At 73.0% G+C, this 20,064-nt stretch carries 19 protein-coding genes; 10 read left to right on the forward strand and 9 right to left on the reverse strand.

What is annotated here, in order from left to right:
• Positions 1-132 precede the first annotated feature (132 nt).
• From ACGFIA_RS10400 to ACGFIA_RS10415, 4 genes are all read right to left on the reverse strand, one after another.
• On the reverse strand, positions 133-1,146 hold the full coding sequence (locus ACGFIA_RS10400) for an NADPH:quinone reductase (RefSeq protein WP_393259543.1): 1,014 nt from the start codon (positions 1,144-1,146) through the stop codon (positions 133-135).
• 91 nt (positions 1,147-1,237) lie between these two features.
• Positions 1,238-2,374 carry a glutathione-independent formaldehyde dehydrogenase gene (locus ACGFIA_RS10405; RefSeq protein WP_030274411.1) on the reverse strand — a complete coding sequence of 379 codons (1,137 nt, stop codon included), beginning with the start codon at positions 2,372-2,374 and terminating at the stop codon, positions 1,238-1,240.
• A 41-nt stretch (positions 2,375-2,415) separates the two neighbouring features.
• The gene (locus ACGFIA_RS10410) at positions 2,416-3,078 is read right to left on the reverse strand and encodes an HAD family phosphatase (RefSeq protein ID WP_357470025.1); all 663 of its coding nucleotides are present in this window, start codon (positions 3,076-3,078) and stop codon (positions 2,416-2,418) included.
• Positions 3,079-3,101: 23 nt separating this feature from the next.
• Positions 3,102-3,950: a hypothetical protein gene (locus tag ACGFIA_RS10415; protein WP_357387658.1), complete on the reverse strand. Its 849-nt coding sequence runs from the start codon at positions 3,948-3,950 to the stop codon at positions 3,102-3,104.
• A 455-nt stretch (positions 3,951-4,405) separates the two neighbouring features.
• Between ACGFIA_RS10415 and ACGFIA_RS10420 the strand changes: the two genes are divergently transcribed.
• Positions 4,406-5,416 carry a hypothetical protein gene (locus ACGFIA_RS10420; protein ID WP_357387542.1) on the forward strand — a complete coding sequence of 337 codons (1,011 nt, stop codon included), beginning with the start codon at positions 4,406-4,408 and terminating at the stop codon, positions 5,414-5,416.
• Between the two features lie 64 nt (positions 5,417-5,480).
• On the opposite strand, the gene ACGFIA_RS10425 is transcribed toward ACGFIA_RS10420, so the two are convergent.
• Positions 5,481-6,143 (reverse strand): FKBP-type peptidyl-prolyl cis-trans isomerase, encoded by a 663-nt coding sequence (locus tag ACGFIA_RS10425; RefSeq protein WP_357387544.1) that lies wholly within the window; start codon positions 6,141-6,143, stop codon positions 5,481-5,483.
• A gap of 156 nt (positions 6,144-6,299) precedes the next feature.
• On the opposite strand from ACGFIA_RS10425, the gene ACGFIA_RS10430 reads away from it, so the two are divergent.
• Positions 6,300-6,692 (forward strand): PPOX class F420-dependent oxidoreductase, encoded by a 393-nt coding sequence (locus tag ACGFIA_RS10430; protein WP_281585313.1) that lies wholly within the window; start codon positions 6,300-6,302, stop codon positions 6,690-6,692.
• Between the two features lie 48 nt (positions 6,693-6,740).
• Here the strand turns inward: ACGFIA_RS10430 and ACGFIA_RS10435 are convergent, their stop codons facing one another.
• Positions 6,741-7,733 carry a Ku protein gene (locus tag ACGFIA_RS10435; RefSeq protein WP_357387548.1) on the reverse strand — a complete coding sequence of 331 codons (993 nt, stop codon included), beginning with the start codon at positions 7,731-7,733 and terminating at the stop codon, positions 6,741-6,743.
• Between the two features lie 87 nt (positions 7,734-7,820).
• On the opposite strand from ACGFIA_RS10435, the gene ligD (ACGFIA_RS10440) reads away from it, so the two are divergent.
• Together ligD (ACGFIA_RS10440) and ligD (ACGFIA_RS10445) are read left to right on the forward strand one after the other, a co-directional pair.
• Positions 7,821-8,759: a non-homologous end-joining DNA ligase gene (ligD, locus tag ACGFIA_RS10440; RefSeq protein WP_357387550.1), complete on the forward strand. Its 939-nt coding sequence runs from the start codon at positions 7,821-7,823 to the stop codon at positions 8,757-8,759.
• Complete coding sequence (gene ligD / locus ACGFIA_RS10445) at positions 8,749-9,657, forward strand: non-homologous end-joining DNA ligase (RefSeq protein ID WP_393259546.1); 909 nt, start codon at positions 8,749-8,751, stop codon at positions 9,655-9,657. Before ligD (ACGFIA_RS10440) ends, ligD (ACGFIA_RS10445) begins: the two co-directional genes overlap by 11 nt.
• Here the strand turns inward: ligD (ACGFIA_RS10445) and ACGFIA_RS10450 are convergent.
• Positions 9,590-10,699 carry a hypothetical protein gene (locus ACGFIA_RS10450; RefSeq protein ID WP_393259548.1) on the reverse strand — a complete coding sequence of 370 codons (1,110 nt, stop codon included), beginning with the start codon at positions 10,697-10,699 and terminating at the stop codon, positions 9,590-9,592. The genes ligD (ACGFIA_RS10445) and ACGFIA_RS10450 overlap by 68 nt on opposite strands.
• 351 nt (positions 10,700-11,050) lie before the next feature.
• Here ACGFIA_RS10450 and ACGFIA_RS10455 point away from each other — a divergent pair, with 351 nt between their 5' ends.
• The 4 genes from ACGFIA_RS10455 to ACGFIA_RS10470 all read left to right on the forward strand — a co-directional run bounded on the left by ACGFIA_RS10455 (position 11,051) and on the right by ACGFIA_RS10470 (position 14,413).
• Positions 11,051-11,737, forward strand: a complete 687-nt coding sequence (locus tag ACGFIA_RS10455) for a TIGR03089 family protein (protein ID WP_357387556.1) — start codon at positions 11,051-11,053, stop codon at positions 11,735-11,737.
• A 457-nt stretch (positions 11,738-12,194) separates the two neighbouring features.
• Positions 12,195-13,052, forward strand: a complete 858-nt coding sequence (locus tag ACGFIA_RS10460) for a GNAT family N-acetyltransferase (protein WP_357469803.1) — start codon at positions 12,195-12,197, stop codon at positions 13,050-13,052.
• Positions 13,045-13,368: a hypothetical protein gene (locus tag ACGFIA_RS10465; protein WP_357387559.1), complete on the forward strand. Its 324-nt coding sequence runs from the start codon at positions 13,045-13,047 to the stop codon at positions 13,366-13,368. The genes ACGFIA_RS10460 and ACGFIA_RS10465 overlap by 8 nt, the downstream gene beginning before the upstream one ends.
• Before the next feature lie 91 nt (positions 13,369-13,459).
• Entirely contained in the window at positions 13,460-14,413 is a 954-nt protein-coding gene (locus ACGFIA_RS10470; protein ID WP_357387561.1) for a zinc metalloprotease, read from the forward strand.
• Positions 14,414-14,465: 52 nt separating this feature from the next.
• On the opposite strand, the gene ACGFIA_RS10475 is transcribed toward ACGFIA_RS10470, so the two are convergent.
• Positions 14,466-16,145 carry a DNA repair helicase XPB gene (locus tag ACGFIA_RS10475; RefSeq protein WP_393259551.1) on the reverse strand — a complete coding sequence of 560 codons (1,680 nt, stop codon included), beginning with the start codon at positions 16,143-16,145 and terminating at the stop codon, positions 14,466-14,468.
• A gap of 184 nt (positions 16,146-16,329) precedes the next feature.
• Here ACGFIA_RS10475 and ACGFIA_RS10480 point away from each other — a divergent pair, with 184 nt between their 5' ends.
• Entirely contained in the window at positions 16,330-17,205 is an 876-nt protein-coding gene (locus ACGFIA_RS10480) for a L,D-transpeptidase family protein (RefSeq protein ID WP_393259553.1), read from the forward strand.
• 144 nt (positions 17,206-17,349) lie between these two features.
• A complete protein-coding gene (locus ACGFIA_RS10485) occupies positions 17,350-17,586 on the forward strand; it encodes a hypothetical protein (RefSeq protein ID WP_269702695.1) in 237 nt (78 codons plus the stop codon).
• Between the two features lies 1 nt (position 17,587).
• On the opposite strand, the gene ACGFIA_RS10490 is transcribed toward ACGFIA_RS10485, so the two are convergent.
• The gene (locus tag ACGFIA_RS10490) at positions 17,588-20,050 is read right to left on the reverse strand and encodes a helicase-associated domain-containing protein (protein WP_393259555.1); all 2,463 of its coding nucleotides are present in this window, start codon (positions 20,048-20,050) and stop codon (positions 17,588-17,590) included.
• Positions 20,051-20,064: the final 14 nt, after the last annotated feature.

Raw genomic sequence — 20,064 nt, forward strand, 5'->3', positions numbered from 1 at the left:
GGACATTCCTCCCAGAGGGCGGCCCCGGCGTTCGCACCGCGCCGGGGCCGCCCGTCCGTTACGGGGTGACCCGCACCGTCATTGTTGCGAAACTTGTTCGCGTCTGTCCGGCTGTCGGGGAAATCCGGTCGCCTACTCGTCGGCGGTGCTCACCAGCACCTTGCCCACCACGCTGTCCTGCACCGCCCGCTGCGCGGCGGCGGCCTCCGTCAGCGGATACCGGTGCAGCGGCAGGCCGGCCTCCGCGCCGATCCGGATCGCGCCCTGCGCCACCGCCGCCGCGATGTCGGTGACCGCCTGCGCCTTCGCCACCTTCGGCGCGGTGTAGATCAGCACGAACTGCCAGCGCGCGTTCGGGCCCATCAGCGGCCGGATCGGCAACGTGATCTCGTCGCCACCGTCGTCGGCGTACACGCAGACCGCACCGCCGGTGCGCAGCATCCGTACGTCGGCGGCGGCGTTGCGGGCGGCGGAGACCTCGACGATCGTGTGCACCCCGTCGGGCGCGACCTTGCGGACCTCCTCGACCACGTCCTGCTCGCGATAGTTGATCACGAAGTCGGCGCCGGCCGCCGCCGCGAGCTGCGCCTTCTCCGGGCTGCTCACAGTGCTGATCACACACGCGTCGGCCCAGCTCGCGAGCTGGATCGCCGCGTTGCCCACCGCGCCCGCGCCGCCCTGCACCAGCACCACGTGGTCGCTCAGCGCGCCGGCGTGCAACCTGTCCGGCATGAACTCACCGGCGGTCAGGCAGCGGTGCGCGGTCATGAACGGGATGCCGAGCGCCGCGCCCAGGTCGAACGAGGCCGGACCGAGCGGCACCGCGTGCCGGACCGGTACCACCGTGTACTCGGCCGCGGTGCCCCACGGCCGCTGCCAGGCCGCCTCCCACACCCAGACCCGCTCACCGACGAGCGTCCGGTCCACGCCCTCGCCGACCGCCTCGACCACCCCGGCGCCGTCCTGGTGCGGGATCTGCCAGCCGGCCGGCAGCGGCCACGCCTCGCGGGCCTTCCAGTCGGTCGGGTTCACCCCCGACACGGCCATCCGCACCAGCACCTCGCCCGGACCGGGCTCCGGCACCGGCCGCTCGACCACCTGGAGCACCGAGGCGTCCCCGCTGCGCTCGTACACGATCGCCTTCATCGCCGTCCCTCCGCCGTCCTTCCGGGTGCGCTACCCGGCAGCCGCCCGAACATGCGGCCCCGGGCGCACCCGGCCACCGTACGACGGCTCGTCAGGCGGCCGGCTTGAGCACGACCTTCGAGTAGCCCGGCTCGCGGCGGTCGAAGCGCTGGTACGCCTCCGGCGCCGCGTCCAGCGGCAGTTCCTTGCTCACCACGAAGCTCGGTGTCGCCCGCCCCGCCGTGATCAGGTTCCGCAGGTACGCGTTGTAGGTCTTCACATTCGCCTGCCCGGTGCCGATCCGCAGGCCCTTCTCGAACAGCTTGCCCACCTTGAACAGCAGCTCACCCCGGGCGGAGTGCTCGTCCGGGGCACCCGGGTCCGCCGAGAGGTAGAGCCCGACCACGCCGATCGCCCCGGTCGCGCGCACCACCTCCACGAGCGTGTTCAGCACCAGCGCCGGCTGCTCCTCGCCGCTGGGCGCGGACGCCTGGTAGCCCACCGCGTCCACGCCGTGATCGGTCCCCACCCCGTCGGTCCGGTCCCGGATCTGCTCGACCGGGTCGCCAGCGCTGAAGTCGATCGCTGTGGCGCCGATCGACTCGGCCAGCCGCAGCCGGTCCGGCACCCGGTCCACCACGAACACCTCGGACGCCCCGATCAGCACCGCCGAGTACGCGGCCATCAGCCCGACCGGCCCGCCGCCCATCACCGTCAGGTTCTCGCCCGGCCGCAGCCCGGTCATCGCCACCCCGTGGTAGCCGGTCGGGAAGATGTCGGCGAGCATCGCGTAGTCGTTCTCGTGCTCGGTTCCCGGCGGCAGCTTCAGGCAGTTGAAGTCGGCGAACGGCACCCGCAGGTACTCCGCCTGCCCACCCCGGTACGGCCCCATCGACACGTAGCCGTACGCGCCGCCGGCGAAGCCCGGGTTCACCGTCAGGCAGAACCCCGTGCGCTGCTCCCGGCAGTTGCGGCAGAACCCGCACGCCACGTTGAACGGCATCGAGACCCGGTCACCCACGCGCAGGCTCGTCACGCCCGGCCCGGTCTCGACGATCACGCCCATGTTCTCGTGGCCGAACACGATGCCCGGCTCGGCGGCCGTCCGTCCCTCGTACATGTGCAGGTCCGAACCGCAGATGGCGGTCGTCGTGACCTGGACGACCACGTCGTTCGGATCCTCGATCCGCGGGTCGTCGACCTCGTTGACGGCCACCTCGTGCGGCCCCTCGTACACCACAGCCCTCATGTCACCGACCGTAGGCCGGGTGGTGGCGGCAGGTGGGTGGTTCAGTCGATCCCCGCCACCACCTCGGGCGTGAGCGCGCCGATCGAGGGGAGCAGCACGGCCGCGAGCGCCTCGGCGTCCGGATCGAGCGGGTACGACGCGTGCGGCACCGCCACCACCCGGCATCCGGCGGCCGCGGCAGAGCGGACCCCGTTCGACGAGTCCTCCACCGCCACGCACCGGGCCGGGTCGACGCCCAGCCGCTGCGCCACCGCCAGCCACACGTCCGGCGCGGGCTTGCCCCGGGCCGTCTCCTCGGTCGACAGCGTCGCGCCGAACGAGCCGGCCAGGCCCGTCGCGTCCAGCGCCGCCGCGATCAGCCGGGTCGGCGACGAGCTGGCCAGCCCCAGCGGCCACCGCGCGGCCATGCGGCGCACGACCGCGTCCGCGCCGTCGATCAGTGGTACGCGCTGCGCGTACCGCCGGGCCATCTCGGTCACCACCTCGGTGGCGACCTGCTCGGCCGACCTGTCGACGCCCAGCTCACCGCTCAGGTAGGCAGCCCACTCACCGGTGCTCATGCCCATCAGCCGGCGCTGGGTGTCCGGTTGCCAGGCGCCGCCGTGCTCGGCCACGTACGCCCGCCGGACCTCCTCCCAGACCGGCTCGGAGTCCACGATCACGCCGTCCAGGTCGAAGAGCACCGCGTCCACCACGAGGACCATCCTGCCCCAGCCGACGGCCGGACTCACCGGGGCAGCGTCACTCCCGCCGAACGCTGCGCCGGAAGACCGATCGGGGCCTTGGGCGGGATGATCGTGCGGCAGCGCGTCGCGATCGGTTCCAGCAGCTCCCGCAACCGGGCGGTACGCTCCGCGCCCAGCGCCCGCCACGGGCCCGCCGCGGCCCGGTCGGTGGCCTCCTCGACCACGCGGAACGTCTCCGTGGCGTGCGGCGTGGGGCTCAGGTCGCCGGTCAGCCAGCCCTTGTCCACCAGGCCTCGCTCGGCGGCGGCCCACTGCTCGTCGGTCCAGCCCCGGGCCGGCTGGTGGAACTCGCGGGACTGGTCGACCCGGCACCGCCAGGCCACCACCTCCGCCGGCTCCAGCCCGGTTGTCACCAGCGCCGCCACGTGGCCGTCGCCGCGGTGCTCGCGCAGCGTGGCGGCGGCCTGCCAGAGCCGGGCCAGCGGGTACTCGCCCCGGGGCAGCGCGGCGTTCACCGCGCCGAGCACCCGGCCGGCGACCTCCACCCGGCTGGCCGCCTCCTCCAGCAGGTCGGCCGCCTCGACCAGGTGCGACTCGGGCAGCTCGTAGGTGAACTCGGCGAGCGCCTGCACACCCCCGGTGAGCCGGGCCCGCAGCGCCTCCTCCGGCGTGGCCAGGCGCCACACCGAGGGCAGCGCACGGGCCACCATCGCCGGCGCGAAGCTGAAGAAGGCGGCGGTGACCGCCGGCGCGTCGACCGGCCCGAGCGGCGCGGCCCGGCCGGCGAAGTAGCCGCGCCAGTAGCCCCGCAGCCCGACCGCCTCGAACGCGGCCCGGGCGCGCGGGTGGAAGTAGGTCACCGCGTGGACCGGCTCGTAGAGCGTCCACATCTGCCGGGTCACCCCGGTCTCGTCCAGCGCCGCCACGTGCACCTCCGCGTCGGTGGGCAGATCACCGCGAGCGGCCGGACCGCCCGCGGTGAGCATGAACTTACTGCCCGTGGTGACCGGGCGGAAGCGGAGGGGCAGCGGGGAACGACGATCAACGATAGATTCATCTCACTCTATGCATCCGAAGGGATGCGCCGAGTTACTTCAGTGTGCCGGCATGCCGGCGAGGACCGAAAGGACCAGGGATGGGCAGACTCAGTCGGGTGACGAGAAGGGCAGTTCTCTCGGGGGCTGCGGTGGTGGTGGCGGCCGGGCTCATGCCCGCACAATCGGTGGGTGCGGCACCTCCGCCATTCCAATACGCGATCAAGGGCGGTACGCCCGAATGGCGCAGCCTCACGACGCACAAGGCGATGGTGGAAGCCGTCCAGATTCCTCGTGCGACAGTCGCGGCCATGAGCACGGAACAACTCGCCACGGCGGTGCTGGATTACCCCCTGCTGCCCGACGCGCTGGCATTCAACAACGTCCAGCAGGGCCTGGAGACGGTGGCTTCCCGGTTCACCGGGCTCCGCGAGCTGCTGGCCCGCCCCGACGCGGGCGCGGTGCTGCTGAACCGCTACCGGAAGCTGGATGCCGCCATCCCGTCGACGGCCACCGAACTGCAGGCGGGTGATCGGACGCTCGAAGCCTGGAAGCTGGAGAGTCTGCTCGCGCAACCGCAGGTGCTCGACGCCATGTCGGCGGGCCAACTCGAATCGCTCCTGCGCCTCGGGCTGGAGAAGTTCACCGTGAAACAGAGCCACGCGAAGGTGTACGGCGAGGCCGGGCTGGAGCCCACCGCGGTCCTGCTCGGCCGGGCGCTCGGGGTGCGGGAAGGCTGGAACTGGAAGCAGTCACAGCTGCTGCGCGAAGCCGTCCAGCTGGTGCCGGACGCCACGGCCACCACCGTGGACGCGGTTCGCCGGCACCTGGCCGAGCCGCTCGCCCGCCACGAGGTGACCGACGGGTTCAGCACGCAGGACTACTCGAGCACAGTCTCCACGCCGAGGGGCACATCGGTTTCTGTCATCGTCATGACCTCCGAACTGACCAGCGCGCAGATCACGTCCTACAACAACTACGTCGCCACCAACTACCCGTCGGCGACGCGTGAGCGGAGCGCGTCGCGCAAGTACAACTGCCACTCCTACGCCTGGTATTCCACCGCCACGTCGAACGACCGCTGGATGAACAGCCCCGGCGACGACAAGTACTGGCAGGACGGCAGCTACACGCTCTGGCACACGCCTCTGGTGTGGTACTCCGGCATGAGGATCTCCTACTCCAGCGACGACCACTCGGGAATCTGGGTGGGCACCGGGAACTACGTCCGCTCGAAGTGGGGCCAGATGGGCCAGATCTACCACCTCTGGAACTACACGCCGTACAACGAGGCGACCACCAACTCCTACTTCCGGAGCTGATCGGGCGCGGAGACGGCCGTCTCGCGGGATGCCGGGCCTACCAGCATCCCGCGAGACCCGCGGCCTACTTCGCCGCCAGCACGTCCACGACGAAGCGCAGCGCTCCCGCCGGGTAACCCTGGGGCGGGTTGGTGCCGTATCCCAGCTCGGCCGGCAGGTCCACCTGCACCCGGCTGCCCACCGGCACCCCGACCAGACCCTGGTCCCAGCCCTTGATGACCTGGCCCACGCCGATCGGGAAGGTGGCCGGCTGGCCGTTGTTCCAGGAGGCGTCGAACTCCTTGCCGTCCTTGTAGGTGACGCCCACGTAGTTGGTGGTGATCTCCTGGCCCTTCTTCACCGCCGGGCCCGTGCCCTTGACCAGGGTGGTGACGGTCAGCTTTGTCAGCTCACCCGTGCCGGCCTTGACTGTCGGCTTGGTCTTCAGCGCCGGGTCGATGCCGGCGGGCAGCTCCGGAGCGGGCATCGCGGTCGGCTCGGCCGGGGCGCTGGGGCTCGCCGAGGAACCGGCGGTGGACGCCTTGTCGTCGTCCCCGCTGTTCAGCCAGACCAGGCCACCGACCAGGGCCACCACGGCGAGCACGCCGACCGCCGCGCCCAGCATCGACTGCCGGCGGCGACGCGCCTCGGCGGCCTTCTTCTCGGCCAGCTGGGCGGCCAGCCGCCGCCCTGCCTTGGTGGCCGGGGCGGCCTGGCCCTCCGACCGGTTCTCCACACGCTCGCTCACGTCGACTCCCTGCAGGTGGGTGGGTGCGCCCCCGGCGGGCCGCCGCCGAGGCCAGCGCACACGGTACCCGCCCGGAGCCCCAGCGTGCCCATACGCCCGCCACGATCCGGACACGAAGCCCGATACGGGGGCGCCGCGCCGGGGTACGGTCCGGCCATGGCGATCCTCACTGAAGAAGACCTGGCACTGCTCGGCGAACCGCAGCTCGCGCACGTGGCGACGGTCGAGTCCGACGGCACCCCGCACGTCACCCCGGTCTGGGTGGACACCGACGGCGAGCACATCGTGTTCAACACGGCCAAGGGCCGGCAGAAGTACCTCAACATGGCCCGCAACCCGGTGGTCGCGGTGTCGGTGGTCGACAAGGCCGACGACTTCCGCACCCTCTGGGTGAAGGGCACCGCGGAGTTCGTCACCGAAGGCGCCGACGAGCACATCGACCGGATGGCGAAGAAGTACCTCGGGCAGGACACCTACCCGTGGCGGCGCCCCGGCGAGGAGCGCGTCATCGTCCGCGTCACGCCGACCGAGAAGCTCGGCCGCGGCTGAGCGGCGCGGGCCCCGCGTCCACCGGGGGCGGGGCCCTCGCCGTACGCGTCAGGCGCTCTTCTTCTTCGCCGGGGTCTTCTTGGCTGCCGTCTTCTTGGCCGGTTCGGCCTTCTTGGCGGCCGTCTTCTTCGCGGGCGTCTTCTTGGCCGCGGTCTTCTTCGCCGGTTCGGCCTTCTTCGCCGGCGCCTTCTTCGCGGCCTTCTTCGCCGAGCGGGCGGACGAGATCGGCGTCGGCTCGGCCCCGCCACCGGACGGCGCCTCGCCCCGGGCCGCCCGGGCCCGCTCCACCGACGCCTTCAGCGCGGCCATCAGGTCCACCGCGGCGGCCGGCGCCGCCTCTTCCTCCTCCGGCTGCACCACCTCGCGGCCCTCGACCTTCGCGTCGATGACCTCCTGCAACGCGGCCCGGTAGTCGTCGGTGAACGCGTCCGGCTCGAACTCGCCGGCCATCGAGTCGATGAGCGAACTGGCCATCGCCAGCTCCGGCGGGCGTACCTTCAGGTCCTCGTCCAGGAAACCGAAGTCCGGCCGGCGGATCTCGTCCGGCCACAGCATGGTGTTGAGCAGCAGCACGCCCTCGCGGACCCGCAGTGTGGCCAGCTGCTCGCGCTGGCGCAACGCCACCTTGACGATCGCCACCCGCTCCGAGTCGGACAACGCGTCGCGCAGCAGCACGTACGGCTTCGTCGCCGAGCCCTCCGGCTCCAGGAAGTACGCCTTGTTGTAGAGGATCGGATCGACCTGCTCGGCCGGTACGAACTCCAGCACGTCGATCGCGTGCGAGGTGCTCAACGGCAGGTCGGCGAAGTCGGAGTCGGTGAGGATGACCATCTCACCGCCGCCGATGTCGTACCCCTTGGCGATGTCGTCGTAGGTGACCTCCTCGCCGCAGACCGAGCAGGTGCGCTTGTAGCGGATCCGGCCGCCGTCCTCACGGTGCACCTGGTGGAAACGGATGTCCTTCTCCTCGGTGGCCGAGTAGACCTTCACCCCGATCGACACCAGGCCGAACGAGACCGCTCCTTTCCAGATCGCCCGCATTCCCGCGCTCCTCTCCCCGGTTGACCACCAGAATCGCAAACGATCGAACGAGACGCACGCGCTTCCGTGCGCAACTACAGTCGAGAGGTGCCCGGCGCGCCGTTGAAGCCGATGCTCGCGACGACCGGGCAGCTCCCGGCCGGCGCCGCTTGGTCGTACGAGTTCAAGTGGGACGGCGTACGCGCGCTCGCCGACATCTCCCGCGGCGACAGGCACTTCTACGCCCGCTCCGGCGTCGAGATCACCACCGCGTACCCGGAACTGCTCAACCTGGCCGAGCAGGTGGACGACGCGCTGCTCGACGGCGAGGTGGTCCTCTTCACCGACGGGCAGCCCTCGTTCACCGCGCTCGCCGAGCGGATGCACGTACGCAACCCGGTGAAGGCGGCGCGGCTGGCGGCGACCGTGCCGGTCACGTACATGATCTTCGACCTGCTGCGGCTCGACGGCGTCGACCTGACCGCCCGGCCGTGGCGGGAGCGGCGGGCGGCGCTGGAGTCGCTCGGGCTCGGCGCCGCCCGGTGGGCGGTGCCGCCGGTCTTCACCGACGGCCCGGCCACCTACGCGGCGGCCGGCGAGCACGGGCTGGAGGGGGTGATGGCCAAGCGGGTCGACTCGCTCTACCGGCCCGGCGTGCGCTCGCCGGACTGGGTGAAGGTCAAGCTGGAGGTGACCGCCGACTTCGTGGTCGGCGGCTGGCGGCCCGGCGCCCGGCGCGTCGGCGGGCTGCTGGTCGGCGTGCCCGGCCCGGACGGGCGGCTGATCTACCGGGGACGCGTCGGCGGCGGGATCGGCGCGGCCATCGAACGGGAACTGCTGCGCGAACTGGAACCGCTGCGCGCCACCGCGTCGCCGTTCGCGGCCGGCGTGCCGCGCGAGGATGCCCGGGGCGCGATCTGGGTAACTCCCCGGATCGTGGTGGAGGTCAAGTACGGCCAGCGCACGCCGGACGGCCGACTGCGCTTCCCGCGTATCCTGCGCCTACGCCCGGACAAACCGCCGGAGGAGGTCGACGATGCCGGCTGACCGGCTCAAGGTCGAGGTCGAGGGGCGCTCACTGGAGTTGTCCAACCTGGACAAGGTGCTGTTCCCGAAGGCCGGCTTCACCAAGGGTGAGGTGATCGACTACTACACGCGGATCGCCCCGGTGCTGCTGCCGCACCTGCGCGACCGCGCGCTGACCCGGATCCGGTTCCCCAACGGCGTCGACGGCGGCTCGTTCTTCGAGAAGAACGCCCCCGCCGCGACCCCCGCCTGGGTACGCACCGAGAACCTGCCCGCGCCCGGCTCGACGAAGGGGCGGGAGACCATCGACTACGTGGTCTGCGACGAGCTGCCCACGCTGGTGTGGCTGGCCAACCTGGCCGCGCTGGAGCTGCACACTCCGCAGTGGAAGATCGGCGCGCACCCGGACATGATGGTCGTCGACCTGGACCCGGGCGCCCCGGCCGCGCTCAAGCAGTGCTGCCGGGTGGCGCTGCTGATGCGCGACCGGCTGGCCGACGACGGGATTTCCTCGTTCCCGAAGACGTCGGGGAAGAAGGGCATGCAGCTCTGCTGCCCGATCGCCGGCACGCAGGACGCCGAACTCGTCTCCGACTACGCCAAGCGGATCGCGCAGGAGCTGGAGCAGGCACACCCGAAGCTGATCGTCTCGAAGATGGCGAAGAACCTGCGCCCCGGCAAGGTCTTCATCGACTGGAGTCAGAACAACGCGGCGAAGACGACAGTGGCGCCGTACTCGTTGCGGGCCCAGTCGGTGCCCTCGGTGTCCACGCCGCTGACCTGGGACGAGGTGGAGGCCGGGGCGGCGGGGAAGCGGCCGTCGACGCGGCCGTACACAGCTGGCGAGGTGCTCAAGCGGGTGGAACAGCAGGGCGACCTGCTGGCCCCGCTGCTCGACGGCGGACCCGAGCTGCCGTGATCCGCCACCACGCGCCGCCCACCAGCAGCAGCACGATCACGCTGATCGCCACGTCACCCACCAGCGCCGCCGCCGGGCTCGCCGGGGCATAGGTCGGCACGGTGTACGCGAGCGCCGCCGCGACGACCAGGCCGGCCGAGCCGGTGGCGAGTACGTGCCGCTGTCCCCAGCCGGGCCGGCGGGACCAGCGCGTCAGCAGGACGGCGGCGATCCCGGCGAGTGCGAGGGCGAGCACGACTCCCGGCCAGCCGGGGGCGATCGTCGATCCCACGTACGCCACCGCCACGACAAGCGCGGGCCGGAGCGGCCGGGGCGGGCCGGCTTCGGTGTGCGGTCGGCCGGCGGGCGGTAGTCCGGCGAGCGTCGGCCGGGTGGACGTCGGCCCGGGCGTCGGTGCGGTGGGCGGTGACGCGGCGTGCCGGTGGCGGAGCAGGGCGACGGCGACCAGGGCCAGCGCCACGCCGGTGGCGAACGCCAACTGGACCGGCGAGGCCAGGAAGTTCTTGCGGCCACCGTCGTCGGCGAACACCAGCAGGCTGCCGCCGAGCCAGAGCAGCGCCGCCACGGCCAGCCCCGGCCGGCCCAGCCAGGGCCGTGCCCGGCGGCCCGCACCGAGGTACGACTCGACGAGCGCGATCGGCGCGCAGATGGTCAGCACCACGTGGTTGCCCACGTAGTCGACTGCCTGCCTCGCGCTGAACCCGAGGCCGGGCACCAGCGTGGCCTCCGCGGCGGCCCGGGTGCCGGCGAACTGGGTGTCGTCGAAAAACCCGGGATTGAACAGGGACTGGTCGACAAGGCCGGCCTGGACCACCCCGAACGCGGCGGCGAGCAGCGCGATCCCCGGCCAGCCGAGCCCGAGCCGCCGGGCCGTCTCGCGGATCAGCAGCGCGGCCCCGCCGTACATCGGGGCGAGCACCAGCACGACGAACGGCATGCCGATGAGGGTGAAGCCGCCCCAGGAGCACTCGGCCGTCCACGGGGCGATCAGCAGCAGCGCGATCACCGGCACCAGCCGCCGACACGGGGGTTCGGTCGTCATGACCGCAACCGTCGCGCAGCCACCCGGCCCTCGGATACGGCCGTCGGACGACCGAGCCGGCGACCAAAGTCGATGGCCGGTGCTCTGCTGCGGCGTCCGGTGTGTCCCGAGTGCCCTGCCCGGCCTGGTCGCCCGCGTGTGCGCCGGCTCGGCTCGCCTGGCCGTCCGGGTGCGCCACCGCGTCCGGCTCGGGCGGTCGTGACGGCTGGCCGCCGGGGTGCGTGACGGCTGGGCGCGGTGGCTTGTCCTCGCCGGTCGGGCGGGTGCGCGACTACCGTCCGGCGGTTCGGCCTCCTGATCGACAGGCTTGCCCGGCTAGGGTGAGCTGACCGTCAGACAGGAGCGCATCAGATGGCCACCCACGCACCCGCCGTCGCGGCCGACGCGCCGCTGCTGACCTACCTCGACGACGCCACCGGCGAGCGCACCGAGCTGACCGGGCCGCAGCTGGGCCAGTGGGCGGCCCGCAGTGCCGGGCTGCTGCGCGACGGGTGCGGGCTGCGCCCCGGTGACCGGGTGGCGGTGCTGCTGCCGCCGCACTGGCGTACCGCGGCGGTGCTGATCGGCGCCTGGTCGGTCGGTCTGACGGTCTCGTTCCGTCCTCGCGCGCTGGCCGGCCTGCCGGTGCTCGAACCCGGCGCGGACCGGCCGTACGACGCGGTGTTCGTGACGCCGGAACGCCTCGACGACTGGCTGGAGGACGTGCCCGAGGGGACGCACCGCTACCTGATGGGCACCGGGCCGGGCCCGCTCGCCGAGGTGCCGCCGGGCTGGTTGGACTGGTCGGCCGAGGTGCTGCGGCACCCCACCGACCCGCCGGACTACACGGCGGTGGACCCGGCCGGCCCGGCGACGCCGGACGGCACCAGCTTCGGCGCGTGGCGTCGCCTGGCCGCCGAGATCGCCACCCAGCTCGACCTGCGTCCGGGCGACCGCCTCCGGGTGGACCCGACCGAGGACGAGCAGCCCGTGAGGTGGCTGCTGGCCCCCTTGTCCGCCGGCGCCACGATCCAGATCCACGCCAACCCCACTCCCTGACCCGCCCGCCCTCCCTCCCTCCCGCCTTCGCCGTCGATCTTGCACTTCCTGCCCCTCGGGTGCCGGTTTTGCGGGCTTTCGCCGGGGCGACAACTGCATGATCGACGCAGTAGGGAGTGAACTGCCGCGTCTCCAGGACCCCGGCCGAGGTAGATCTTGGTACGAGGGCGCCCCCATGGGGGGGGCGGGGCCGTACCAAGATCTCGGCGGATCCCGGGCCGGCGGCGGGCGGCCGTTGACGAATCGCGGCGATCTTGGAGTTGTGGCACCTTGCAAAAGCCGCGAAGTCGACATTGGAGGCGCCATAACTCCAAGATCGGCGGGTCGGGTGGGGCGGGGCGGGTGGGGCGGCGAGGGCGGGGGCGGGTGGGGAATCTGGTTGACCGTGGGGGAGGGGGTGGGGCCTACTGCCTCGGTGGAGCGTGGCGGCCGGGTGGGGCGGGCGACGGGAGTGGGCGTGGACGGGACGGGTGCGCTGGTCTGGCGGGAGTTCGGCGAGGACGACCTACCAGCACTGACCGGCCTGGCGCGGGCGTGCCTCGTCGCTGACGGCGGGTTGCCGCTGTTCGGGCGTACCCCGTTGGTGCGGGCGCGGCTGCTGCAGACGCGTACCCACGGCGCCTGGTCCGGCGGCGACCTGGTCGCGGCCGTCGGGGTCGGCACCGGGCGGACGCCCGCCACCGCCACCGGACTCGTGCACCCGGCGTGGCGCGGACGCGGGCTGGGCGGCGCGTTGCTCGACTGGGCCGAGAAGCACGCCGGCGACGCGGGCCTGCTGGTCACCACGGAGACGTGGAACGTCGGCGCGGAGGAGTTGCTCACCAGACGCGGCTACATGCGGACGTTCCTGGAGTGGGTGCTGCGGCACGACCTCGACGCGCTGCCCGAGGTCGCCGCGCCGGACGGGGTGACTGTGGAGCCGGCGACGCTGGGGCGGGAGTTGTTCGCCACCTACCGCGCGTCGTTCGCCGACCGGCCCGGCTTCGTGGAGCCCGAGGCCGGCGAGTGGCTGGGCGACCTGCGCGACGACGAGGACTTCCGGCCGGAGCTGACGCTGCTCGCGCGTGGTCCGGACGGCGAGGCGGCCGGCTTCGTCACAGTGCTCGACGACTGGATCGACCAGGTCGGTGTGGTGCCCGGGTGGCGCGGTCGTCGGGTCGGCGCCTACCTCGTGGCTCGTGTGCTGCGCGGCCTCGCCGACGGGGGCGCGGACGCCGTGTGGCTCTGCGTCAACGACGACAATCCGGCTGCCGGGCTGTACCGGCGGCTCGGCTTCGGACATTTTGGCCGCCGCGCCCGCTACCGGCATGACTGACCCGACCCGGACGGCGATCATGCGGGGCCTCGCCGACCTGTGGGCGAACGGCTGCCCGGTGCCCGCGCCGGAGCTCCGCGAACGGCTCGCCGACGTCGGCCTGCGCCGCTGGCGCAGCGTCGCGCGCCGGCACCGGGGGCGGCGGCTCGGCCCGGACGACCGGTTCAGGGATCTGGTACGCGGACTGGTCGCCGCGTTCGAGCCGGACCGTGCGCTGGTCGGGCCGCTGGTACGCGACTACGAGTGCGTCGCGCGGGTGATCACCGACGCCGTGACGTCGACGGACCCGCCGGGGACTGTTGCCGATGCCCATTGACGTGGTCTTATGGCGGGACGACGACGTCATCGATCCGCAGCTTTGACAACCCCGCGTCGTACTCCTTTCATGTCTCTCGAAAGGTGCAACGATGCACAGGAAACCGACAATCCACCTGGCGGTGCTCGTCGCTGCCGCCGCCACCTTCCTGACCGCCGGGGGAGCCTCCGCCACGCCCGCACCCGTGGCCGCCTCCCCGGTGGTCGCCGAGTGCGAGCCGGGTGCCGGCAACCACAGCGCCGCCCGGGTGCGCGAGGGCGCCACCGCCAAGGAGCCCGCGCTCTACTCGACGAACGAGGCCAAGGCGTACGGCGTCATCAAGGACGCGCCGCGCCTGGCAAACGGCAGCGTCACCGTGCCGACGATCTTCCACATGATCTCGGACCACGAGCTGAGCGCGGCCGAGAAGGCCCGCTGGAACACGCTCATCTCGGCGCAGATGACGGTGCTCAACGACTCGTTCGCGGGTCGTACGGCGGCGGACGCGTCGGACACGCCGTTCCGCTTCTCGCTCGTGGACACCACCTGGACCGTCAACAGTGCCTGGTACACGGTGGTGCCGGGCAAGAACGAGCGGGACATGAAGAAGGCGCTCTACACCGGCGACTCCCGCACGCTGAACGTCTACGCGGCGAACATCGGTGACGGGCTGCTCGGCTGGGCGTACTTCCCGAAGGGCTACAACAACGGCCGTGACTACATCGACGGCGTGGTGATGCTGGACGAGTCGATGCCGGGCGGCACGGCCGGCAAGTACGCGCTCGGCGACACGCTGACGCACGAGGTCGGGCACTGGCTGATGCTGGAGCACACGTTCGCGCACGGCTGCTCCGCGTCCGGCGACTTCGTGGCCGACACGCCGCGTGAGGCGGCGCCGCAGTTCAACTGCCCGATCGGGGCGGACACCTGCACCGCGCCGGGGCTGGACCCGATCCACAACTTCATGGACTACACGCAGGACTCCTGCATGAACATGTTCACCCCGGGCCAGGCCGACCGGATGAGCGACGCCTGGGTCGCGTTCCGGGCCAGCGGCAAGGGCTGACCGCGAGACCGGGCGGGCCGCAGCACGGCGGCCCGCCCGGCCGGCACGCCGGTCAGTCGACGCTCGGCAGCGACGGTCCGAGCACGTCGTCGGCGTCCACGATCGTGTACGCGTACCCCTGCTCGGCCAGGAACCGCTGCCGGTGCGCGGCGTACTCGGTGTCGATGGTGTCCCGGGAGACCACCGTGTAGAAGTGCGCCTGCCGGCCGTCGGCCTTCGGCCGCAGCACCCGGCCGAGCCGTTGCGCCTCCTCCTGGCGGGAGCCGAACGTGCCGGACACCTGGATCGCGACAGCCGCCTCCGGCAGGTCGATGGAGAAGTTGCCGACCTTCGAGAGCACCAGGGTCCGCAACGAGCCGGAGCGGAACGCGTCGAACAGCCGCTCGCGTTCCTTGTTCGTGGTGGAGCCCTGCACGATCGGCGCGTCCAGGTATTCGCCGAGCTGGTGCAGCTGGTCGAGGAACCCGCCGATGACGAGGACCTGCTCGGACGGGTGCCGCTCCACCAGCGCCCGCACCACAGGCAGCTTCGTGCGAGCGGTCGCCGCCATCCGGTAGCGCTCCTCGGCCTCCGCCGTCGCGTACGCCAGCCTCTCCGCGTCGGTGAGCGTCACCCGTACCTCGGTGCACTCCGCCGGTGCGATCCAGCCCTGCTGCTCGATGTCCTTCCACGGCGCGTCGTACCGCTTCGGGCCGATCAGGCTGAACACGTCGCCCTCGCGGCCGTCCTCGCGTACCAGAGTCGCGGTGAGGCCGAGCCGGCGACGGGCCTGGAGGTCCGCCGTGAAGCGGAAGATCGGCGCGGGCAGCAGGTGCACCTCGTCGTAGACGACCAGGCCCCAGTCGCGGGCGCCGAACAGGTCCAGGTGGGTGAACGCGCCGCCGCGCCGCGCGGTGAGCACCTGGTACGTGGCGATGGTGACCGGGCGGATCTCCTTGCGCTCGCCCGAGTACTCGCCGATCTCCTCCTCGGTCAGCGACGTGCGGGCGATCAGCTCCCGCTTCCACTGCCGTCCGGCCACGGTGTTGGTGACCAGGATCAGCGTGGTCGCCTTCGCCTCGGCCATCGCCGCCGCGCCGACCAGCGTCTTGCCGGCGCCACACGGCAGCACCACCACGCCGGAGCCGCCGGCCCAGAACGCCTCCACCGCCTCCCGCTGGTACGACCGCAGCGTCCACGGCTTGCCGCCGTCGGAGCCGGACTCGGCCAGCTCGATCGGGTGCGCCTCGCCGTCCACGTACCCGGCCAGGTCTTCGGCGGGCCAGCCCAGCTTGAGCAGCGCCTGCTTGAGCCGCCCCCGCTCGGACGGGTGCACCGCGATGGTGTCGTCGTCGATCTTGGTGCCGAGCATGCCGGCGAGCTTCTTGCTCTTGGCGACCTCGATCAGCACCACCCGGTCCAGGGCGCGCAGCACCAGGCCGTGCACCGGGTCGTTGGCGAGCTGGAGCCGGCCGTACCGGTCCATCGTCTCGGCCACGTCGACCAGCAGCGCGTGCGGCACCGGGTAGCGCGAGTATTTGATCAGCGAGTCGACCACGCCCTCGGCGTCGTGGCCGGCGGCCCGCGCGTTCCACAGGCCGAGCGGCGTGAGCCGGTAGGTGTGCACGTGCTCGGGGGAGCGTTCCAGCTCGGCGAAGGGCGCGATGGCCATCCGGCACGCCTGCGCGTCGGGGTGATCCACCTCCAGCAGCAGCGTCTTGTCCGACTGCACGATCAGTGGTCCACCGCTCACGCCAGCGTCCTCTCGCATCGCCCGGAACCCGCCGCCCGGAACCCGTCTGCGCCCGGCTGACCTGCCGCAGGCCGACCATCCAGTGTTGCACGCCGGAGGGCACCGCAAAAAAGTCTCGCTGGACAGGCAACGTCATACTCGTCCCACACGTCTAGCAAGCGGGACGATTGTCCAGGGAGGGCCCATGCAGCGTGTCCGGTTTCTCGCACGGGCCACCGCCCTGGCGGTGGTCGTGCTGGTCGGTGTCGGCGCCTGTGCGCTCGATCCGCAGGCGGAAGGCACCGGGGGGAGCACCCCCGGCCCGGTCGGGCTGACGGAGGGAGCATCGGGGGCGAGCGCGTCGCCCGCGCCGGAGCAGCCGGTCACGTCCCCGTCGGCGCAGCCGAGCCGGACGGCCTCGCCGAAACCCTCCCGGTCGCCGGAGGCGACGAGGACGACCAAGCCCAAGCCGAAGCCGAGCGCGTCCGCCGGGTGCCCGCAGGGGGAGCACCAGCGGGCCGTGGAGACGTACCTGACCCGGCTGGGCGGCTTCGGGACGCTGACCGTGGACGGCGAGCAGTCCGCCGCCGACTGCGCGGCGATCAAGAAGTTCCAGATCCGGTACGGGATCAGCCCGTCCTCCGGTCGCGCCGGCCCCACCACGTACGACGTGGCGAAGCGGCTGGCCGCCACCGACACCGCGCGGTGCAAGGCCGGTTCCCGGCTCACCTTCTGCGTCGACCTGACCCGGCAGACGGTCTGGGCGATGCGTGGCGGCAAGGTCGTGATGGGCCCGACAGTCACCCGTACCGGTATGTCCGGCTACGCCACCCCGGCCGGCACGTACTCGGTGGGCTGGAAGAACCCGCGCGAGTGGTCCAACCCGTACGAGGTGTGGCTGCCGTACTGGCAGCAGTTCAACGGCGGGATCGGCTTCCACGAGACCACCACCTACCTGCACAACGGCGCGATCGGCTCGCACGGCTGCGTGAACCTGCTGCACCGTGACGCGGTACGCCTCTGGGAGCTGGGCTCGGTCGGCACCCGCGTGGTGGTGATCGGCCGCCGCCCCGGCACCTGAGCACGCCGCCCCGGCACCCGAACCGGCCCGCGCCCGCCCTACCCGTGTCCGGACCGCCCGGATCAGGGTTTTAACCCCTGTCCGCGCGGTCCGGTTGGTGTAACCCTGGAAGCCGGGTCCATGCCGGGACGGGGAGGGACTGCCATGACCGTTGACCAGGACGTGCTTCCCGAGGACGAACGGGCGCGGCAGCAGGAGGTGCCCACGGCGGTGGTGCTCGCCTACGCGGCGGCCGCGGCGGGGGTGTTCGGCTGGTTCCTGTTCGGGCTGCTGGTGCAGCAGCAGGGCTTCGTCGACTCGGTGGGTGAGGCGGCCGGCACCGCGTTCGCGTTGCTGCTGGCCGTGTCGGTGATCGGCACGCTGCGCCGCAACGGGGAGTAGCTCACTCCTCCAGCACGGCGGCGGTGATCCGGTGCAGCGCGAACGTGTGCAGCATCTCCGTGCGGTCGTCCTCGGCGCGCAGGTAGCCGGCACCGATCGACACCGGGCGGACCAGCCGGGACGCGGTCGCCCCGTGCGCGTCGACGTAGCCCACCCAGACCAGCGCCTTGTCCCGTACCGCCTGCTGGAGCACCGCCAGGGCGTCGCCGTGCCCGGACACCGGCGTCGGACCGGCCGCCGCCGGGCCGCCGCGGACCACCGCCGGGGCCCGCCGCGCCGCCCGGGCCGCCGCCTCGCCCCGGCGGATCTGCTCCACCACGCCGAGCAGGCGGGGCATCGGCAGCTTCGGCGTGGCGAGCGGGTCGACCGCGCGACCGCTCGCGGTGCGGGCCGGCGCCCGCCGGGTCTTCGGGCGTGCCAGCACCATCGCTCCGCTGGCGTCCTCGGGCACCGGGGCGTACCCGGCGTCGCGCAACGCGGTGAGCATCCGGTTGACCTGGTACGGGGTGACCAGCACCGTGGGCGCGAGCCGGCGGAACGCCAGCGGCTCCAGGCGCCGGTCCGCCTGGACCTCGCTGAGCAGCGCCTCGTCGTCGCTGCGCACGTATGCCCCGGCCGACCCGACGCGCAGCCCACCGTGCTTGCGGGCCGCGTCGTCGACCAGGTAGGTCAGGCCCTGCGGCACCGGGGTGCGCGAGCGGCGGCGGAACAGCGCGTGCAGGTCGTCGGCCGTGTAGCCGGCGTCGAGTGCCCGCCTGATGCTCGCCGTGGTGACCCGGTGCACGCTGGCGCCGCCCGCCGACTCGTGCTCGGCCACCACGTCCAGTTCGGCGGCGAGCGCCGGGTCGGGCGGGCCGGGCACCACCACCGTCAGGTCGGCCTGCACCAGGACGTGGTCGACCGGGGCGGGCAGCAGCGCGTCCAGCGCCCGTACCGTCGTCGACGCGTCGCCCGACTCGGCGTCGGAGCGCAGCCCGAGCGGGTCGTCACCGCGCTCGTCGGCCTCGGTCAGCTCGGCGAGCAGCAGCCGCCCGTACGAGGTGAGCGCGCCGAGCCCGGTCACGCCCAGCGTGGCGGCCTCGGCGAGCACCTCCCGGTGCGCCGCCTCCCGTCCCCGGGCCCGCCGGGGCGTGCGCCAGTCCAGCAGCTCCAGCACCTCGTCCGGGGTCGGCGCGGTGCCGGGCGGCAGGTCGGCCAGCACGGCGAGCACGGCCCGCCGGGCGGCCGGCGCGCCGGCCCGTTCCGCCTCGGCGGAGAGCACCGAGATGGGCCGGTCCCGGTCGTCGCGCTGCCCGATCAGGCCGGCCTGGCGGGGCATCGACATCCAGGCGCGGGCGAGCTGGTCCCAGCGCTGGGCCAGGGACACCGCGCGCCACACCTCGTACCCGCCGGTGGGCAGGATCTGCTGGTCACCGCCATACCGCGTGGTGGCCGCACCGGTCAGCTCCATCTCCCCGGTCAGCCCCGCCGCGTACGCCACCTCGAACAGCAGCGCGGTGGTCGGCTCGTCCAGCCCGAGACCGCGGGCGAGCCGCCGCAGGTCGCGTACGCCGACGCCGCCGGAGCGCAGCACCGGGGCGGGTTCCGCGGTCAGCGCCTCCAGCATCGCCTCGATGTGCCGGACCACCTCCATGGTCTGCCCGGCCCCGGCCGAGTCGACGGACTTGACCTCGCGCGCCGGGCCGGACACCACCGGCGGGCTGGTGCGCAGCGGCCCGAGCGGACCGGCGTCGCGGCGCAGCACCAGCCCCACCTCGCGGGGCAGCTCGACGGTGCCGTTGCGGCCGCCGGACATCCGGACCAGCAGCCGGTGCTCGACCAGCCAGCGGATCGGCGAGCCGGTCGGGGCGCCGCCGTTGACCAGGTCGGGCGGGAGCACGTCCTCGGCGCCGGTGGCGGGGGCCTCCAGCGCGCCGGGCGCCACGGTCCCGACCGGCGGCCCGGCGGCGAGCCGGTCCAGGACCGCCCGGGCCGAGGGCGGCGCGGACAGCAGCGTCCGCCGCAGCTTCGCCGGGTCCGCGCAGAGCGCCGCCGCGCGCGGGTCCAGCTCCGCCGCCGGTCGGCCCAGCCCCGCCGGGTACGGCGACACCTCGTCGATGCCGCCGGCCACGCACAGGGCGTGCTCGGGGCCGTACAGCAGGAACCGGGCCCGGAGGCGGTCGACGGCGGCGCGGACCGTCGTGGGTGCGGGCGGGTGCGGCCCGGCGGTGGCCATGGCCAGGATCTGGTCGGTGGAGGTGGTGCCCTCGGGATCGCGGGTGAGCCGGGCGGCGTCGAGGATCTGGAGGGTGAACTGGTCCAGCCCGTCGAGCGCCCGGGCCACGGAGACCCGGGACTGGGCGCGCAGGGCGAGGGCGGACACGTCGGCCGGCACCGGCACGACGAGGTCCGGCCGCAGTTGGAGCAGGGCGGCCAGGGGCTCGTCGGGGAGGGCCCGCAGGTGGTCGGCGAGTGAGGTGGTCATCGTCGTACCACGCT

The organism is Micromonospora sp. NPDC049203, from assembly GCF_043197215.1.
Taxonomy (GTDB): domain Bacteria; phylum Actinomycetota; class Actinomycetes; order Mycobacteriales; family Micromonosporaceae; genus Micromonospora.

What these genes read in the sequence shown, in the direction of transcription:
- ACGFIA_RS10400 (WP_393259543.1), bottom strand. Translation starts at nt 1,146, where the DNA reads ATGAAGGCGATCGTGTACGAGCGCAGCGGGGACGCCTCGGTGCTCCAG.
- ACGFIA_RS10405 (WP_030274411.1), bottom strand. Translation starts at nt 2,374, where the DNA reads ATGAGGGCTGTGGTGTACGAGGGGCCGCACGAGGTGGCCGTCAACGAG.
- ACGFIA_RS10410 (WP_357470025.1), bottom strand. Translation starts at nt 3,078, where the DNA reads ATGGTCCTCGTGGTGGACGCGGTGCTCTTCGACCTGGACGGCGTGATC.
- ACGFIA_RS10415 (WP_357387658.1), bottom strand. Translation starts at nt 3,950, where the DNA reads ATGTGGACGCTCTACGAGCCGGTCCACGCGGTGACCTACTTCCACCCG.
- ACGFIA_RS10420 (WP_357387542.1), top strand. Translation starts at nt 4,406, where the DNA reads ATGAGCACGGAACAACTCGCCACGGCGGTGCTGGATTACCCCCTGCTG.
- ACGFIA_RS10430 (WP_281585313.1), top strand. Translation starts at nt 6,300, where the DNA reads ATGGCGATCCTCACTGAAGAAGACCTGGCACTGCTCGGCGAACCGCAG.
- ACGFIA_RS10435 (WP_357387548.1), bottom strand. Translation starts at nt 7,733, where the DNA reads ATGCGGGCGATCTGGAAAGGAGCGGTCTCGTTCGGCCTGGTGTCGATC.
- ligD (WP_393259546.1), top strand. Translation starts at nt 8,749, where the DNA reads ATGCCGGCTGACCGGCTCAAGGTCGAGGTCGAGGGGCGCTCACTGGAG.
- ACGFIA_RS10450 (WP_393259548.1), bottom strand. Translation starts at nt 10,699, where the DNA reads ATGACGACCGAACCCCCGTGTCGGCGGCTGGTGCCGGTGATCGCGCTG.
- ACGFIA_RS10455 (WP_357387556.1), top strand. Translation starts at nt 11,051, where the DNA reads ATGGCCACCCACGCACCCGCCGTCGCGGCCGACGCGCCGCTGCTGACC.
- ACGFIA_RS10465 (WP_357387559.1), top strand. Translation starts at nt 13,045, where the DNA reads ATGACTGACCCGACCCGGACGGCGATCATGCGGGGCCTCGCCGACCTG.
- ACGFIA_RS10470 (WP_357387561.1), top strand. Translation starts at nt 13,460, where the DNA reads ATGCACAGGAAACCGACAATCCACCTGGCGGTGCTCGTCGCTGCCGCC.
- ACGFIA_RS10480 (WP_393259553.1), top strand. Translation starts at nt 16,330, where the DNA reads ATGCAGCGTGTCCGGTTTCTCGCACGGGCCACCGCCCTGGCGGTGGTC.
- ACGFIA_RS10485 (WP_269702695.1), top strand. Translation starts at nt 17,350, where the DNA reads ATGACCGTTGACCAGGACGTGCTTCCCGAGGACGAACGGGCGCGGCAG.
- ACGFIA_RS10490 (WP_393259555.1), bottom strand. Translation starts at nt 20,050, where the DNA reads ATGACCACCTCACTCGCCGACCACCTGCGGGCCCTCCCCGACGAGCCC.